The sequence below is a fragment of the Bifidobacterium asteroides genome, from assembly GCF_048001765.1.
GTDB classification, from domain to species: Bacteria; Actinomycetota; Actinomycetes; order Actinomycetales; family Bifidobacteriaceae; genus Bombiscardovia; species Bombiscardovia asteroides_K.
The window spans coordinates 1,404,817-1,422,212 of record NZ_CP181447.1; the positions used below are offsets into that span (position 1 = coordinate 1,404,817).

16 protein-coding genes are annotated in these 17,396 nt (G+C 63.1%); 11 read left to right on the forward strand and 5 right to left on the reverse strand.

Annotated features, from left to right (window positions below; all coding sequences use genetic code 11):
• The first annotated feature begins 34 nt into the window (after positions 1 to 34).
• From ACNAOV_RS05540 to ACNAOV_RS05590, 11 genes are all read left to right on the forward strand, one after another.
• A complete protein-coding gene (locus tag ACNAOV_RS05540) occupies positions 35 to 1,090 on the forward strand; it encodes an AAA family ATPase (RefSeq protein WP_416516926.1) in 1,056 nt (351 codons plus the stop codon).
• A complete protein-coding gene (locus ACNAOV_RS05545) occupies positions 1,087 to 2,019 on the forward strand; it encodes a DUF58 domain-containing protein (RefSeq protein WP_416516927.1) in 933 nt (310 codons plus the stop codon). Before ACNAOV_RS05540 ends, ACNAOV_RS05545 begins: the two co-directional genes overlap by 4 nt.
• Positions 2,016 to 2,549 carry a hypothetical protein gene (locus ACNAOV_RS05550; protein WP_416516928.1) on the forward strand — a complete coding sequence of 178 codons (534 nt, stop codon included), beginning with the start codon at positions 2,016 to 2,018 and terminating at the stop codon, positions 2,547 to 2,549. The genes ACNAOV_RS05545 and ACNAOV_RS05550 overlap by 4 nt, the downstream gene beginning before the upstream one ends.
• Positions 2,546 to 3,622 carry a vWA domain-containing protein gene (locus tag ACNAOV_RS05555; RefSeq protein ID WP_416516929.1) on the forward strand — a complete coding sequence of 359 codons (1,077 nt, stop codon included), beginning with the start codon at positions 2,546 to 2,548 and terminating at the stop codon, positions 3,620 to 3,622. The genes ACNAOV_RS05550 and ACNAOV_RS05555 overlap by 4 nt, the downstream gene beginning before the upstream one ends.
• Positions 3,619 to 4,647 (forward strand): vWA domain-containing protein, encoded by a 1,029-nt coding sequence (locus ACNAOV_RS05560; protein WP_416516930.1) that lies wholly within the window; start codon positions 3,619 to 3,621, stop codon positions 4,645 to 4,647. Before ACNAOV_RS05555 ends, ACNAOV_RS05560 begins: the two co-directional genes overlap by 4 nt.
• The gene (locus ACNAOV_RS05565; RefSeq protein WP_416516931.1) at positions 4,644 to 5,195 is read left to right on the forward strand and encodes a DUF6466 family protein; all 552 of its coding nucleotides are present in this window, start codon (positions 4,644 to 4,646) and stop codon (positions 5,193 to 5,195) included. The genes ACNAOV_RS05560 and ACNAOV_RS05565 overlap by 4 nt, the downstream gene beginning before the upstream one ends.
• Positions 5,196 to 5,396: 201 nt before the next feature.
• A complete protein-coding gene (locus tag ACNAOV_RS05570) occupies positions 5,397 to 5,723 on the forward strand; it encodes a hypothetical protein (protein ID WP_416516932.1) in 327 nt (108 codons plus the stop codon).
• Positions 5,720 to 7,147, forward strand: coding sequence for an esterase/lipase family protein (locus ACNAOV_RS05575; RefSeq protein ID WP_416516933.1), 1,428 nt, complete (start codon positions 5,720 to 5,722; stop codon positions 7,145 to 7,147). The genes ACNAOV_RS05570 and ACNAOV_RS05575 overlap by 4 nt, the downstream gene beginning before the upstream one ends.
• Before the next feature lie 72 nt (positions 7,148 to 7,219).
• Entirely contained in the window at positions 7,220 to 8,665 is a 1,446-nt protein-coding gene (purB, locus tag ACNAOV_RS05580) for an adenylosuccinate lyase (protein WP_416516934.1), read from the forward strand.
• 2 nt (positions 8,666 to 8,667) lie between these two features.
• Positions 8,668 to 11,139, forward strand: a complete 2,472-nt coding sequence (locus ACNAOV_RS05585; RefSeq protein WP_416516935.1) for a lysylphosphatidylglycerol synthase transmembrane domain-containing protein — start codon at positions 8,668 to 8,670, stop codon at positions 11,137 to 11,139.
• Between the two features lie 169 nt (positions 11,140 to 11,308).
• Positions 11,309 to 11,596, forward strand: coding sequence for an HU family DNA-binding protein (locus ACNAOV_RS05590; RefSeq protein ID WP_015022121.1), 288 nt, complete (start codon positions 11,309 to 11,311; stop codon positions 11,594 to 11,596).
• A 102-nt stretch (positions 11,597 to 11,698) separates the two neighbouring features.
• Here ACNAOV_RS05590 and ACNAOV_RS05595 read toward each other — a convergent pair whose 3' ends face one another.
• The 5 genes from ACNAOV_RS05595 to arc all read right to left on the reverse strand — a co-directional run bounded on the left by ACNAOV_RS05595 (position 11,699) and on the right by arc (position 17,385).
• Entirely contained in the window at positions 11,699 to 13,126 is a 1,428-nt protein-coding gene (locus ACNAOV_RS05595) for a proteasome accessory factor PafA2 family protein (RefSeq protein WP_416516936.1), read from the reverse strand.
• A gap of 3 nt (positions 13,127 to 13,129) precedes the next feature.
• Complete coding sequence (locus tag ACNAOV_RS05600) at positions 13,130 to 13,333, reverse strand: ubiquitin-like protein Pup (protein WP_416516937.1); 204 nt, start codon at positions 13,331 to 13,333, stop codon at positions 13,130 to 13,132.
• 24 nt (positions 13,334 to 13,357) lie between these two features.
• On the reverse strand, positions 13,358 to 14,194 hold the full coding sequence (locus ACNAOV_RS05605) for an inositol monophosphatase family protein (protein ID WP_154312554.1): 837 nt from the start codon (positions 14,192 to 14,194) through the stop codon (positions 13,358 to 13,360).
• Between the two features lie 93 nt (positions 14,195 to 14,287).
• Positions 14,288 to 15,793, reverse strand: a complete 1,506-nt coding sequence (gene dop / locus ACNAOV_RS05610) for a depupylase/deamidase Dop (protein WP_416516938.1) — start codon at positions 15,791 to 15,793, stop codon at positions 14,288 to 14,290.
• A complete protein-coding gene (gene arc / locus ACNAOV_RS05615) occupies positions 15,790 to 17,385 on the reverse strand; it encodes a proteasome ATPase (protein ID WP_416516939.1) in 1,596 nt (531 codons plus the stop codon). Before arc ends, dop begins: the two co-directional genes overlap by 4 nt.
• Between the last annotated feature and the right edge of the window lie 11 nt (positions 17,386 to 17,396).

Sequence of the window (17,396 nt, forward strand, 5' to 3'; positions counted from 1 at the left end):
TGAGTCGTCAGGAAATGCCGTTACCATGTCTGCTATGGCATTATTCCCACCTCGACCCAGTCAGTCCCCATCTGTTCAGCCCAGTCAGGACCGGCAGGTTCCGCCAATCAGCCAGGACGACCTGCAACGTTGCCGTCAGTTGGTCGACCGAATCCGGACCCGCTTCTCAAGGACTCTGGTAGGCCAGGAGAACCTGCGCGAAGCCCTGATCCTGACGCTGGTGGCCTCAGGGCACATCCTGATCGAATCCGTGCCCGGTCTGGCCAAGACCACTGCCGCCCAGACCCTGGCCACCTCGGTCTCCGGCAGCTTCAAGCGGATCCAATGTACGCCCGACCTGATGCCCTCGGATCTGGTAGGCACCCAGGTCTATGACTTCTCCACACAGCGTTTCTCCACACAGCTTGGCCCCATCCACGCCAACTTCGTCCTCTTGGACGAGATCAACCGCTCCAACGCCAAGACGCAGTCAGCCATGCTGGAGGCTATGGCCGAGGGCGCCACCACCATCGGAGGCGAACGCATAGCCCTGCCCCGGCCCTTCATGGTGATCGCCACCCAGAACCCCATCGAGGAGGAGGGCACATATAACCTGCCCGAGGCCCAGATGGACCGGTTCATGCTCAAGGCCGTCATGACCTATCCTGATGCCGACCAGGAGACCCGAATGCTGCAGATGCTGACCAGTCGCGGCACCGATATGCCAGGCAAGGATGATCGGGACGCACTGACCATCGCCGATGTGGACTTCCTTAGGCAGAAGGCCCGGCAGGTCCACGTGGCACAGCCCATCATGCGATACGCAGTCGATCTGGCAGCCACCAGCAGGGGGGCCGGATCGCGACCCATCCAAGGGCTGGCCGAGCAGGTGAGGCTGGGGGCCAGTCCGCGCGCCTCTATCGCCCTGGTGCGCATCGGCCAGGCCAGAGCCCTGCTGACAGGCAGGGATTACGTCATTCCCGAGGACCTGAAGGACTGGGCCCATTCGGTGCTCCGCCATCGGATCCTGCTGACCTTCGAGGCCCAGGCCGACGGCGTCAGCAGCGACGACATCATCGACCAGATCGTCGACACGGTGCCGGTGCCATGAGCCGTCGACGCTCAGATCGCGACCCGGTCCGTAGACGGATCGAGTCCTTGGACACCAGCCTGCGCCTTCCCACGGTGCGCAGGGCCCTGGGTCTGCTTGAGGGCGAGCACTCCTCCGGCCGTCGCGGCGGTGGGGACGAGCGTGCCGACCTGCGCGCCTATGAGTTCGGAGACGAAACCCGCATGATCGACTGGCACGCCAGCGCGCGGGTGGGTCGGCCTATGGTTGTCGAGCGCGAGCGCCTGGTCACCAGCAGGGTCTGGCTGTTGCTGGACGTCGGTCGTGAGATGTCAGGAACATGCCCTGACGGGGAGCAGGCCATCCAGGTGGCGGCCAACGCCCTGTGCATGTTCGCCTCCCTCTGCCTGCGCCGCAGTGATGAGGTGGACCTGGTCCTGGTCGATTCATCCGCCATCCGCCGCATACCCTGCCAAGGCGGCTTCGCCCGATTCGAGCAGACCCTGGACCGGGCTCTGGAGTCACCGCTGGATCAGCCACGCAACCTTGAAGCCCTGCTGGGCTACGCCGCCGGCATCCAGGACCGGCAGGCCATGCTGGTCATCGCCACCGACCAGTCGGCATTGAAGGTTGACCTGGTGCCGACCATCCGCCGGCTGGCCACCACCCATCCCGTGAATCTTATCGGAGTGGAGACCATGAATCCCCTGCGTCAGCAGCCCGCTGTGGGCACGGTAACGGATGCACCCAGCGGACGGACGATCCCCGCCTTCCTGCGCACAGCAGGCGGGACAAAGGCTGTGGATCTGCACAGGCGCTATCAGATCGAAGCCTTTGGCCGGGAACTGTCCCGAATCGGAGCCTCGCTGATTCGGGCCGAATCCAGCACAGCCATGTTCAACCGGTTCATCCATCTGCTTTCAGCCGGCCGACCGGGCATCCCCATGCGACGGACGGTGATGGCGGCATGAGTGCTGTCGTCCTTATTCGTCTTGCGTCCGATCATGACCGAATCAAAATCATGCCCACCATGACCCAGCCCACCTGGCTGTTGACCCTGACGACGACCGCCATTATTCTGACCCTGGCTCTGGCTGCTGCGGCCATTTTCCTGCCCCGGTTCCGTCGTCAGCAAGAGGGACGTCCGGCCCAGGTGAGCTCCGACTCCCGCGATGCATGGCGCCAGCAGATCGATCATGTGGTGGCCCAGTACGACAACGGCCATCTGGACCGCGACCAGGCCATGACGGCACTGGCCACTATCGCTCGTGGATTTGCCTCCCACTCCTGGAACAGCGACATGAAGACCAAGACCCTGGCTGAAATCCAGGCCCAGCCCCGTACACCGAGTACGCGAAAGGGCCTGGACCTGCTTCGACAGACCATAGACGCCCTCTACCCGCCTGAATTCGCCCTTCCCCGGGACAGCGCGGGAACCGATGCCACGGTGGATCAGGCAGCCGACTGGGTACGGGATTTGATCGAACGGTGGCCGCGATGAGCATAGGCAACCTGTCCTGGAGGTGGCCCTGGCTGCCGGTTCTGGCCTTGGTCCTGGCCCTGGCGTTCGGCCTGCTGACATACCGTAAGGCGCGTCGTGGCAAGCCGGATCAGGAACCGGAAGCCCGGGTCTGGACCTTGAACAGCGACCTGGACACTGAGGAGGGCCATGAGGCCCTGCGACACTGGCGACGTTTGAACCGTTGCGCTGCAGTCCTGCTCTCGCTAGCCCTGTTGATGGTTCTGAGCCTGGCTGCAAGGCCCGCGCGGGTCGATCGGACCTTGGAGCAGGGCCATAACCGCGATATTGTCCTATGCCTGGATGTCTCAGGCTCCACCCTGCCCTATGACCGACAGGTGATCGCCTCCTACCTTGATCTGGTCCGCAATTTCCGGGGCGAACGCATGGCCCTCAGCATCTTCAACTCCACCTCGCGCACTGTTTTTCCTCTGACCGACGACTACGACATGATCACCGCCGAATTGAGCAAGGCGCGGCGAATCCTGGACGGGGTACAGTCCCAGGACCGCATCGATGCCATGAGCGGACGGCAGTATCAGGACATCAGCGACTGGCTTGAGGGCACGCAGAACCGTCGGGACACCACATCTCTGATCGGCGACGGGCTTGTAGGCTGCGCTGCTCTCCTGCCGCAATTTGCTCCCAAGGACCAGAGCGGACCGGCAAATGCCGACCAACGGTCGAGCTCCCTGGTCCTGGCCACCGATAACGTGGTCTCCGGCAAACCCACTTACACCCTGGAGGAGGCGCTCAAGCTGACCTCGGCCGCAGGAATTGCAGTGGACGGACTCTATTCGGGACCGGACCAGGGCACCGAGGATGAGAGCACCCGGCAGATGCAGCGGCTGATCGAGGCGCACGGCGGCATCTTCCTACGACGGCAGGACGGGAATTCCATCAACGCGCTGGTCCGCCGGATAGAGCACCGACACGGAGCCGATCCGCGCCAGCAGGAACAGTCCAGCCTGGTGGATGCACCCGGCTGGTGGACCTTGGCCCTGGCCCTGGCGCTGTCGGGATATCTGCTCCTAGCCTGGAGGCTGAAGCGATGAACACACTCAAGTCCCTGACCTTTGAGCCTGCCCTGGGCTGGGTGGCCGGCGGCCTTCTGGCGGGTCTGCTCCTGCTCCTGGCCATTGCGCTGGTCATCCATGGACTGCGCAGGGGTCGGGATACGGATGCCGATCGTTGGGCCCTGACCCGACGCACCGCCATGGTCCTGATCCTGGCCCTCATGGTCCTGACCCCCAGCACGGTCAGCAAGACCACCAATAAAGCCGTCAACGCCACTGATGTCTTCATTGCGGTTGACGTGACCGGTTCCATGGCGGTCAAGGATGCCGGATATGGCGACCAGGAAGGAATCAGTCGACTGGAAGCAGCCCGGGCAGCCGTCCATGACCTGACAAGCACCTACCCGGATGCCTCCTTCTCGGCCCTGAGTTTCGGCGCTTCGGCCAGCGTCGATCTGCCTTTGACTCCCGACGTGCGGGCTGTGGACAATTGGGCCAGAGGGCTGGCTACGGAGCCCACATCCAGATCCGCCGGCTCCAGCCTGGATGCTCCGCTGGATCGGCTGAGTCTGGTCATGAAGCAGACCAGGGATCGGCATCCCGACGACCGAATATTGCTCTACCTGATCAGCGACGGCGAACAGACAGGACCTGATGAACGGCGATCCTTCAGCGTGCTCAGGGAGGGGCTGGACGATGCCTTCGTTCTGGGAACGGGCTCAACCAAGGGCGGCATGGTGCCCATGAGCTCCGATGTCGCTGGCAGTGATGCCGACGGCTGGGTGACGGACCCCAAGACCGGCCAGCCTGGCATCTCCTCCATGGACCCGAAAACCCTCAAGGCCATGGCCGACGAGATGAGCGGCCACTATCAGGCCCTGGCCAAGGGGACCACGGTACGTGAGGGGGCCACGGCTGCGGTTTCCAAGCGCTACCGGGTGACCAAGGTCGATCAGGTCCGCCAGCATGTCACCCCGCTGGTCTGGCCGCTGGCTCTGGTGGAGCTGGTCCTGATCCTGATTGAGGCGGGGCTGTGGATCCGCACTTCTAGGAGACTGCTATGAGTAGGAAGTCCCAGCAGGATGCAAGAAGCGGACGCCGACTGCGGGTGCGTCTGATTTTAGCTGGCTTGGCCTTGGTCGCAGCCCTGGCAGGAGCCTGGGGCCTGATCAACGTCAGGGCCATCGCCACCTATAACGAGGGCACGCGCACGCTAAGCGCCAATGTTCGACAGGCTCAAAACCCCCATGCCGATCCAACATCCATCAAGGCCCTGCAGGACCAGGCTGAACATCTCTTCGCCCAGGTCGAACGGCCTGGACCCCTGATTCTGCCACAGACCAGGCAAGCTGCCCAGGCCAACCGCGCTGCCAACGCTGCGCTGACCAGACGCACGGAGCGACTGTTCAAGAAGCAGAATGCCGATAAGGCCCAGGACGGAAAGAACGGATCCGGCAAGGGCTCCTCCTCAGGGCTGACCAAGCAGCAGGAGGCCGAGGTGGAGGATCTGCTCAAGCGCAATCAGCAACAGAGTGAACCGTCGACCTCCCCCACGCCGACAGGCAAGGCGAGCGACAACAAGGGTCAAGGGAAGAACGTCAAACCTTGGTGACCGGCCCACACAACCTTTCGCGCGAGTCATTCCACCACCCTCTTTCCCAACAAATCGACCCCCATGCAGACGAACGTCCCATGACTATCAGACCGACAGAATTAGCGGTAAATCCGTCCACACCCAGATGAATCGGACCTCATTCGACCACATGGCCCTACGGGGATCATTTCAGGATGATTGCAATGTTGTAGTAGAGACATGCATAGGTCATCCTCGTCACTACCCACCCTGAGTCCCTTCCTTGAGCAGCAACCCTTCCTGGCCGATCCGGAAGCGGCGCAAACCTGCCCCTGTCATGCTAGAGCGGCCCGCTGCCGGGCCATGCTGTCCGATATGGCACGGCAGTCGCGAACCACTCTGGTCCATCTGAGTGAATTAGCCGACCAAGCTCTGAGGGTCGACTGGGAAGGCCGGGCTGCTGAGGCCTATAGGGCCCAGGTGCGGGCCATGGATGCCGTCTGCCAGGATCAGCGCATCCAGGCAGGTCGCACCCTGAGCCTGATCGATCAAGAGATCCGGCCATGAAGCGGACAATCACCGCCGCTCCCGACGCCAACGGCTATACGCGCACCGAGCTGGACCACCTGACCGGCATGGCGGACCGGCTCAACCAAGCAGGTGGTGCCCTGGCCACCATGCAGTCCCAATGGGTTCTGACCAGTCAGGCCATCTGCAGAACCATGCCGGGACTGCCTGCCCTCCCCTGCACCCAGGCTGCCGTACCGCAGCCGGGCCATGCCCATCTGCCCATGGATCGGATGGTGTCCTTCTGCAATGACCAGGCCCAGGCCTGCGAAGATCTGCGCACCCGGCTCCAGTCTGTGGCCGACCGACTGACCAAGGCCTACGGGCTGTACTCGCAAGCTGAATCGTTCATGGACCGGCTGATGGGCTCCCTGACCTCCAAGGCCCTGACCGTCTTTCAGCCTATTGCCCCGTTCATGCTGGGGTCCATTGGTTTGGGCCTGGGGGTGGCCAAACTAACCGGCCACCTGGACGCATCGCAATTCCAAGAATTTCTGGAAACCACAGCCAGCATCCAACAGCCCCTGCTGACCGCTGTCGCATCCGGCCTGTCTCCGGACCATCATGATCCCATCGGCGGATTGGTCACCGGCCCGGGCCTTTTGATGCCCTTGATGCTCGCTCATTTCCAGGGCGACCGAATCGCCATGGATCCGGTTCAGCCGCAGGGCAAAGGATTGGGCGAGATCAATGACATCGCCGGCGCTCTACACAACCTGGAGACCCTGGGATCCTGCCGGGACGGCATTCCCTACGCCACAGTCGCCGTACAGCGCTACCGAAAGGCCGACGGCAAGGACCACTGGCTGGTCTACATACCCGGCACCAGCTCCCATCTGGACTCCCCCATCGGCTGGGCCCAGAACATTCAGCTCATGAGCGACAAGGCTTCAGTTCGCGACAGGGCAGCCTCCCTACGTCTAGTGGACCGGGCCATGCGGGATGCGGGGGTGCGTCCGGATGATCCGGTCAGCCTGGTGGGCCATTCCCAGGGTGGCATCGTGGCCGCCACCATGGCCTCGGATCTTTCAGACCGCTACCGCTTTGATCACATCGTGACCGTCGGCTCGCCCATCGCCCATCGCAAAATACAGTCTGACACCTGGGTGACCAGCGTGGAGATGCGCGAAGAGCTGGTCTCCAGCCTTGATGGGGCCGACAACCCCTCTCGACCCAATCAGCTGACAGTCAGGGGAAGAGCGGGTGGACCTCCCCCTCCAGGCGGCAAACAGACTGGCCGAACAGTGACCACCGCTGGACCCGGCAAGGAATCCACCCACGGCATGGCCTACCAACAGGCGGCCTGGGCAGATGCCCGAGATCAGAATTCACCAGCAGTACGACGTCAGGACGACCACTTCGCCCATGCCATCGAGGGCGATTTGCAGGAGACCCGCTACTACCGTGGCAGACTACGACGATGAGCGGGACACGCTGGCCCCCAGGAGCATCCATGCCGGTTCCCGCTGGTTGACCCGGTCGTCTAGGCTGGAGGCATGAACCTGAGCCGAATCACCCCAGTCATCCCCCTCAATCCCCTGGACGGACGTTACCGCAGACAGACCGCCGATCTGGTGGACTATCTGAGCGAACCTGCCTTGAACCGCGAGCGCATGCGGGTCGAGGTCGAATGGATGATCATGTTGGCCAACGGCTACCAGGGCAACGGCCAGCACCCGGTCCTGCCGGGCGTGGAGCCTCTGACTGATGCTGAACAAGCCTACCTGCGAACCATACCCGAGGATTTCGACGCCGACGGCATCACCGAACTGGCAGGCATCGAAACCCAGACCCACCACGATGTCAAAGCTGTGGAATATTACATCGACCGCCGTCTGGATGCTGCAGCCACAGCACTTGGCCCCGAGTCCCAACTTCCGAGGCTGACACCCCTGGTCCACTTCGCCTGCACCAGCGAGGACATCAACAACCTGGCCTATGCCCGCTGCATTCGGGGTGCGGTCGAGCAGGTCTGGCTCCCCAAGGCCACCCGGATCGAGGAGCATCTGGCAACCATGGCGGAGCAGTACCGGGATCTGCCCATGCTCGCCCTGACCCACGGCCAGCCAGCCACACCCACCACCCTGGGCAAGGAGATGGCGGTCTACGTCCACCGGCTGCACCGGCAGCTGGACCGGATCCACAATCAGGACTACATGGGCAAGATGAATGGCGCCACCGGAACCTTTGGCGCCCATCTTGCCGCCCTTCCGCAGGTGGATTGGATTGATCTGACCCGGACCTTCATCGTGGAGCGGATGGGTCTGGTCTGGAACCCACTGACGACCCAGATCGAGTCGCACGACTGGCAGGCCGAGCTCTTCAGCAACATCGCCCACCTAGGGCGGATCCTGCACAATCTGGCCGTGGATATTTGGATGTACATCTCCCGCGGCGTCTTCGCCCAGGAGCCCGTCAAAGGCGCGACAGGGTCCAGTACCATGCCCCACAAGGTCAACCCCATACGATTCGAGAACGCCGAAGCCAATCTGGAGATCTCAGGAGCCCTGCTGGACACCCTGGCCACCACCCTGACCGAAACCCGCTGGCAGCGGGACCTGACTGACTCCACCACCCAGCGCAACATCGGTTCGGCCCTGGGCTACAGCCTGCTGGCTCTGGACAACCTGGACGGCGGCCTGCAGACCATCCACCCGGACAAGGCACTGATGGCCCACGAGCTGGACAGCAACTGGGAGGTCCTGGGCGAGCCCATACAGACGGCCATGCGGGCCGCTGGATTGGCTGGACGCTCAGGCATGGATCATCCCTATGAGCAGGTCAAGGAGTTGATGCGGGGCAAGAGAATCGGCCGGGAGGATGTCGAGCGCTTCATCGATGACCTGGATCTGGACCAGGACACGGCCAGTCGGCTCAAGGCCTTGACGCCGGCAACCTACACCGGCGCAGCCGGAACCTTGGTGGACTTCGATCGCGACTGACCATGACCCCGTCCCAGTCGACCATTCCCCCCGAGGACACTGATTCCGCCGAGCCTGTTAAGGCAGATCAGGTCGTCATCCGGGATACCCCTCCACAACGAGTCCATGACGCCGAGGACCTGCTTCGAGCCCTGGCAGCCCTGTTCCTGGGAATCCTGGTCACCCTGGCGGCAGTCTATCTGAAAGGCATAGCCGCCGGGGTCGAGTCAGACATGCGCCAGGCCGGCAATGCCATGGACTGGCTCATGGACGTACCCACCGCATTCCTCCAGCAGGCAGTGACCGTGACCGTGGTCCTGGCCGTGATTGTCCACCTGTTGGTCAACAGGGAATGGATTCAGGCCATCACTGCCCCCCTGGCCATGTTCCTAGGGTTCGGGCTGGTGATGCTTACCTCCAACCTGATCCTGAAGGCGGGCAACCCGACCTTGATTGCCTCATTCAGCTCCCAGAACAGCATAGGGTCGCCCGTCCTGCTGCCTGACTTCTATGCCGGTCTGGCAGCCTTCCTGAGCGCAGCAGGACCCCGTCGCCTGCGTAGCTCGGTCAAGTGGGGATGGAACGCCCTATATATTGTGGCCGTTATTATGGTCGCCATATCCTCCAATTCAGCCAGCGGAGTCCTGGTCTCGCTGATTCTGGGACGAATCATGGGCATGGTCGTCCGATATCTGGCGGGCACGCAGAACAAGGGCGCCTGGGGACAGGGAGTGGTACAAGCCATAGCCTCCATCGGCATCCATGCCGCCAGCCTGGAACGTCAGGATCCCAGTCTGGATGCCGATGGCCAACCCCTGCCCGCCCTTGACGACGACCTCATCGAGGCCTCCCGCATCTACAGGGCCCAGGATAGGGATGGCCGCAACTATACAGTGTCGGTCATGGACGGCCAGCTGCACACCATGGGCTATTTGATGCAGCTTTGGCAGTGGATCAAGTTGTCCGGAGTGTCCATGCGCCGGGACCGCTCGGTCAGAAACTCCATGCAACACCACATGGCCATGCTGGCTGAATTGCGGGACCTGGGGCTGACCACCCTGCACCCCTATGGCCTGGCAGAGAGCGCGGAATCCTCAATTCTGGTCCTGGAGGATGACGTCCACCTTCGGCCCCTGGAACCCGCAAGCCTGGACACGGACAGGGCCAAGCAGCTGATGGACTACCTGCGCCGGGCCAACGAGCGCGGCTTTACACACCGGCGTATCCGCCCGGAGACTCTGGCCATGGACCAGTCAGGCTCCATGGTCATCGCCGGCTGGGAGAACGGCGACAGCGCCAGCTCCCAGGCCAACATCGCCCTGGACCGTATCCAGCTTCTGACCTTGGTCGCCACGCTGATCGGTGTAGATCAGGCCATCGAGGCCGCCCGTGCCTCCTGGGGGGTCAAGACCCTGGCGGGGCTGTCGCCCTTCTGCCAGATGGTGGCCATTCCCTCACAGACCCAGGCCCTGCCCGGCTGGGATCGGCAGATTCTGACCGACCTGCGCAAACAGCTGCGGGCCCTGGCTCCTCCTGAGTCGGTGGCGGAGACCGGCCAGGTGACCCTCTCCCGCTTCAGCCTGCGTAGCTTCGTGGCCCTGGCCCTCCTGGTAGTGGCTGTGGCGGTCATTGTCACCCAGTTCAACCTGCCCCAGGTCATCAGCGCCGTCCGCAACGCCAACCCATGGATGGCCGGACTCTCCTTCCTGTTGGGGTCGCTGTCCTGGGTGGGCTGCGCCATTACCCTGGGAGTTTTCATTGACCCAGCCAAGCGCGACTTCAAAGGCATCTTCCTGTCCCAGGTCGCCTCCTCGTTCACCTCGGTCTCCATGCCCGCCGGGGTGGGACCAGCCTTCGTCAACCTGCAGTTCCTACGGCGGGATGGTTATGACAACACCATGGCCACGGCCATCATGAGCGCTGTGGTGGCCGTTCAGTTCGCAACCACCTTCTGTCTGCTGATCGTCATCGGGCTGTTCACCGGACGCAACACCCTGTCCGGGATGATCCCCACCAACACCTTGGTCATCGTCATCGGGACGGTGGCCATCATCGCAGCCTTGATCATGGCCGTGCCTTACACACGGCGACTGGTCATGGAGCGACTGATGCCCATCGTGGCCTCCTACGCCCGCCACCTTGTGGAGATTCTGACTCAGCCGAGGCAACTGGTGGTGGCCGTGCTTGGGGCCGTGCTGCAGTCAGCAGCCCTGGGCATGAGTTTCTGGGCCGCCCTGATGGCCTTCGGCTGCCGGACCAACGTTTTCGAGACCACCTTCGTCTTCCTCCTGGCCAACACGCTAGGCTCGGCTGTCCCCACCCCCGGTGGCCTGGGAGCCATCGAAGCGGTGCTCTTCTCTGCCTTCCGTCTGGCCGGTGTTCCCTCGGGCGTGGCCATCTCGGCCACTCTGGTCTTCCGGGTGGCCACCTACTGGCTGCGCATCCCCCTGGGAGCCCTGGCCATGCGCTGGCTTAGCAATCACAATCGCATCTGAAGGGCCCTTCGGGCAGCCCCAATCCCGAGGACCTCAAAAATCGCTTGATGAAATGTCGGAAACCCCCGGAAAATGCGGTGTTTGGGCCTAATCTGCGGTAATATCAGTCATTGACCGTTGGGCTTTCCCCAAATCAAGCAATGGGAGGCCCCCGAAAGAAGGATGTTCTATGGCATACAACAAGTCTGATCTCGTTTCGAAGATTGCGCAGAAGTCCAACCTGACCAAGGCTCAGGCGGAAGCTGCTGTCAACGCCTTCCAGGATGTCTTCGTCGAGGCCATGAAGTCCGGTGAGGGTCTCAAGCTGACCGGTCTGTTCTCGGCCGAGCGTGTCAAGCGTGCCGCCCGCACCGGACGCAACCCCCGTACCGGTGAGACCATCAAGATTCCGGCCAGCTATGGCGTGCGTATCTCTGCCGGCTCGCTGCTGAAGAAGGCCGTCACCAACAAGAAGTGAAACCAGCCTTTCTGCAAGGGCCCCTGCATCCATCCACGGGATGCGGGGGCCCTTCTTGTTTGGGCAGACCTGATGGGTGCCCCGCCAGTGCAAACCGGGCCTCTAGGCGCGAGACTCTGCGGCACTCTTTAGAAAGTCCATCAGGGAGTGGTATCGGGGCGGGCCCAGATGGTCGAAGGGGTCGGGCAGATCCACATCGACCCGACGAGAACCGCCCAGGACCAGGTGGCTCCAGTCGCATGACCATGTGCGCGTTCCCCGGTCTGCTGCACGGACGAAGTCACCACGCAGACGGGCCCGGGTATCCTCTGGAGGTTGGTTCATGGCGTGCTGCACCTTGGAGTCGTCGACCGGCGAGCGCATGAGCCCATGCCTGACCAGGCCAGGGAAGGACCTTCCCGCGCTCAGATCGTGATAGTCCAGGTCCATCGCCTCCTCCAGATCCCGTCCGGCGCCTCGTCGGCTCAGACCCTGGAGCAGCCGCAGCTTGGCAGCCCAGTCCACCCAGTCAGCCAGATCCTGCCAACGTCCTGCGTCCAACGCATCCAAGGCGGACCTCCAAAGTTGCAGGGCACGCAGAGCCTGGGACCGGTCGATGCCTATGTCCTCCTGCTGGTCCACCAAGGCCTTGCAGGACGACCAATAGACCTCTTGCAGACCCAGAGCGCTGATACCACCGGTCTTCGTGGGAGCCTGCAGGTCCAGGGTGACTCGGCCGGTCCGATCCCGGCTGACGGCCCGGACTGCTGCACCTGAATAAGCCAGGGCCCAATCTGCCAAGTCGGGCCGTCGACCTTGGCGGCAGGCTTGCTCAATCAGACTCAGGACCAGGTGCGTGCTGGCCATCTTGAACCAGGTGGCCAGCGGCGACCGGTTGGTATCCCCTACGATCACATGCAGCCGCCGCCATCGTTCGGGATCGGCCAGAGGTTCGTCACGGGTGTTGACCATGGGACGGGCACGGGTGGTGGCCGAGGAGACCGCCTCGTCCAGGAAGTCGGCCCGCTGGCTGATCCGGAACCCATCAGAGCTCAGACGACCCGCCCCGGTAATCAGTTGTCGGGTTACCAGAAAGGGGACCAGACAGGCCCCAATCATGTCCAGGGGGACCCTCCGGTCCAGCAGGTAGTTCTCATGACAGCCGAAGGCATGGCCCTGGGCATCCACATTGTTGGCAAAGACGTGAACCTTCACGGACCTGCCCAGGTCCTCCGTCAGGCGTTTCCCGGCGCGCTCTGCAAGGTCGGTCATGATCCGTTCCCCGGCCAGCACCTGGGTCAGTGCTGTCAGCGGATCGCGGGCCTCCGCCGTGGCATACTCCGGGTGTGAGCCCACGTCCAAGTAAAGTCTGGCACCGTTGGGCAGATATATGTTGGTGGACCCGTGCTTCTCAATCAGAGGGCGGAACATGGCCATGGCCACCCTGCCTGCGGCGTAGGGGGCCCTGGTGCCGGTCAGGCTCAGTCCATACTCGGTCTCAATGCCGAATATCCTGCGAAAGTCCGAGTCACTGCCCTGCCCGTCCGCCATGGATCACTGGCCGCCCTTCTGGACAAAGCCCTGCACATACTCCCTGGCGTTGGTCTCCAGGGTGGTCTCGATGTCATCCAGGACGGCATCCAGATCGGATCCAGCCGCCTGGTCCTGTTCCTGTGCACCGGTCTGTGGCAGATCCTCTTCCTGCTCCTGCTGCTGCCCGGCTGCCATGCGCCGTCCCTGCTGTGATGCCTCAGCCATGGTCACTCTCCTTCCCGGAGCGGATCAGCGCCCGCTCAGATACGTGTTCAAATCCTCGGCGATGAGCCCGTTGGTGGCCACCACGTCGTTGCTGCCCTCCCAGCGCACATGCCCACCATCCCAGCGCCAGAGGGTACCCTTGGCTTCCCGGACCACGACAGCCGCCGCAGAGACGGCAGGGATGTCCCAGGAGTGCAGGGCCGGTTCGAAGTAGGCGTCGTAACTGCCGTCCGCCACCCGGCACAGGTCCAGCGAGACCGGGCCGACGCGCTTGATGTCGGCAGGCTTGCCGGCCATGCGCGAGACGATCTGCAGGACCTTTTCAGACTCGTTGGGGAAGTAGGACATGCCGAAGCTGATCACTGATCCGGTCAGGGTGGTCATCGTGGAGGGGATGATCTTCTCCCGCTTGTCGCCCACGATGGTCCGTCGGATCCTGATGGCGCCCTGGCCCTTGGCGGCCAGATAGGTCAGGCCCAGGACCGGCGCGTGGACAATGCCCAGGACCGGTGATGCATGGCCTTTCTCGTCTACGGCAAAGAGAGAGATGGTCAGCGTCCATTCGGCCATGTTGCGCACATAGTTGACCGGACCGTCGATGTGGCCCAGGCACCAGTAGCGTCCGCCTGGACGACGGTTGCCGGCCTCCTCCTCCCAGAAGCCGTCCATGGGGTCAAGGGCGGCGATCTTGGTTCGGCAGTAGCGGATCAGACGCGTGTCAATGCTCGGCGAGAACTGGGTGCCCTGGCCGATGGCTGAGGTGGATCGGGGATCGTGGGGGTTGATCTGGTCCTGAAGGGCATGACGGCCGGCCTCCACGGCAATGGTGGCGGCCTGCATGGCCAAATCGCGCAATTCCATACTTCTCTTCTCTTTCAAACGGGTGGTCGAGGCATTGCCGACCGTGGTCCACCGGTGGTCGTCCGGTCGGATATCGGACTATTTTCTGCGCTATCAGCAGTATATGTCGCAGCCATCCCCGCAGGAAGACCGTGTGTGACCCAGCGGATCGGACAGGTCCACGACCTTGGTCCCGGGCTCTCCCTCCGGTCCCTGCTCCTCAAGGATGACACGACTCCAGGAAATGGCCCTGACTGCACCAGGACAACGGTGAAGCAGCTGGGAACGGCACCAGGCACGAGTCTGCTCAGGACCCTTGTCCATGGCTCTGGTGATCTGTTCGGGATCGGCCAGTCGAAGGACGGATCCTCTGAGTCGCCAAGGCAGGTCACGGCCGGGATCCACCCTTGCCCAGGCCAGATCCAGGGCCGCCAGACGGGGATCCGACCAGTCGGATATGGACCGACGACGGCGAAGACGCTCCAGGAGCTGCCACTTGAGCAGCCATTCCAACCTGCCTGCCTGGTCGTGCATGGCCAGACGGGCCTCGTCATCACCCGAACGCACCAGAGCCAGATCCTCGAGCGCCTGGTCCCAGAGTTTAAGAACCTGGTCATCGGCACAACCTGGCCGGTCGGCATCCCGTCTAGTCTGACGGACCGCATCCAGCAACGCCCTTTGGATGGTCAGCGCATCAGCGCATCCTCCGTTTGCCAGGGCCAGCGGCTTGGTCAGAGTTACATCTCGCGAAACCGTGTGCAGGGCCGACACCGGATCATCAAGCGTCCAGCGATCCAGCAGCTCATCGACCTGACTGGTCGAATCATCCTCGGACTCCAAGAGCCCAAGCAGCAGATCAGTGGTCCCCAGCTTGAGGACCAGGGGTGCATCCAACCGGTTGGCATCGCCCACAATCACATGGAGGCGGCGGCTGCCCGGCCCTGCATGCGACTCGTCCCGGGTATTGATGATCGGCCGCCCGAAGGTGGTCTGCAGTCCAACCCGACTGGTCAGATAGTCGGCGCGCTGGCTGAGCTGGAATCCAGTCTCCTCGCTCCTGGGCCCCAGGCCCACTCTGCCCGAACCGGTGTAAATCTGCCGGGTGACGAAATGAATGGTCATCAGGGCCGCCACCCTGGCGAAGGGCACCGCCCTATCCATCAGGTAGTTCTCATGCGATCCCCAGGCGGCACCCTTGCCGTCCACATTGTTCTTATAGATGGCCAGGCCTCCGGCCTTTTCTGCGGCCCGGGCCATCATCCGGTCACCCGCCCGGTCCTGGACCAAAGCATCGAAGGCATTGGCTGTTTCCGCCGAGGCATACTCGGGATGGGCGTGATCCACATAAATCCGCGCGCCATTGGGAGCCGCCACATCGATCAGCCGGGCACCAGGCGCATCAGTGAGCATGCTCGGCGCGGCAGCGGAACGCGGCAGCCGACCTCCCCTGGCGTCATTGACCGGATCCTCGCCCCCGTAGTCCCAGCGGATGTGCGCCAAGTCCGGCTGAGCCGCGGCCCTTACCAGACGCAGGGCCAAAGTACGTGGATCAGCGCCGGGATCCTGGGGGTCGGCAATGCCATACTCCGTCTCGGTACCCATGACCCGTCCGGGACTCATGACCGCTCTCCTGGCCCGTCGACTGGGCGAACCTCCTGGACCTGCCCCGGGCGCAGTCCGGCCAGATCAGCCCAACGGTCCGGGTCCTGGCCGCGGAGCTCCTCCAGAGTGTCCTCATACTGCCCACGGACCGCCCTCATGCAGAGCCCACGGTCAAGACCCACCTGCTGTCCCTGCTCGATGGAAGCTTTGACCGCCATGGTCTTGACCCGATCAACCAGGTTATGCAGCATGGCGCCGGAGACCACGGACTCCAGGTAGAGGGGCTGCCAGCGGCCCGTGACATTCATGATCCTGCCCAGCAGATGGTCATCATCCTGGGCGAAGAGTCCGTCGACCAGTATCTGAATCAGTTCCTCGGGCCTGGCATCATCCTCCATGGGCATATCGGAGCTCAGATACTTGCCCAGGATGGCGGCTGACCTGGTTCTGTCGGGCCGGTCGATGCGGATTTTGACATCCAGCCGTCCTGGGCGCAGAACCGCCGGGTCGATCATGTCGATGCGGTTGGAGGCACCGATGACCATGACCTGGTCCAGAGACTCGACCCCGTCAAGCTCAGTCAGAAACTGGGGGACGATGGTGGTTTCCACATCCGATGAGATGCCCGATCCCCGGGTACGCAAGAGGGCATCCATCTCGTCGATGAAGACCACAACTGGCCCACCCTGGTCTGCCAGGCTGCGGGCCCGGGCGAAGAGACGGCGGATCAGACGTTCGGACTCGCCCACAAACTTGTTGAGCACCTCGGGGCCCTTGACCGACAGGAAGACCCCGTGGCCTTCGCTCTCCTGGGCCAGGGCGCGAGCCAAGGCCTTGGCGATCATGGTCTTGCCATTGCCGGGCGGCCCATAAAGCAGGACACCCTTGGGGGCCTGGAGCCCATAACGACGCATCAGATCGGCATGCTGGAAGGGCAGCTGGACCGCATCTCGAATCCGCTCGATCTGCCTATCCAAACCGCCAATATCCGAGAAGTCCACGTCGGGAGTCTCTTCCAGCAGCATGTCTGACTGGTCCGACTCAGGCAGAACAGCCAGGGCCATTGAACAGCTTTCGTCCATGAGCAAGGCGCTGCCCGCCTCGATGGACTGGTCCTGCAGAGACCCTGCACGTGCAACAACGCGGGTCTGTCCGGAGGGATCTTCAACCAGCAAGGCACCGGATTCCAAGATCTCCCGCAGCGTGCGGACCTGCCCAGTCACCGGCTGATCGCCCACACGCACCACCACCATATCGGCATTAAGCAGAACCTCCTGTCCGGCCCTGATCCGTTCGGCACGGATATTGGGGGCAAGAGGCACCACCATCCGCCTGGAACCGTTCAGAATCAGCAGGCGGGCCTGTTGCACCCCCTGGCTGTCATAGGCGACAGAATCCACACCCAAGGCCAGGGCAACCGTCAAGGGTGGCTGACCCAGCTGGGCCAACTGGCTCTTGGCCTTGGCCAGTTCCTTGGCAGCCCTGGTAAGCGCCGCAGCCAGGGCCCGGTTGCGCCGATCCCCAGCCTGGTCCTGATCATTTGCATCGTCAGTCTGGTCAACATCATCGGACTGCATGGCTTCTCTCCTTCGTCCGTCCCTGGAACCCACCGCTCAGCCAG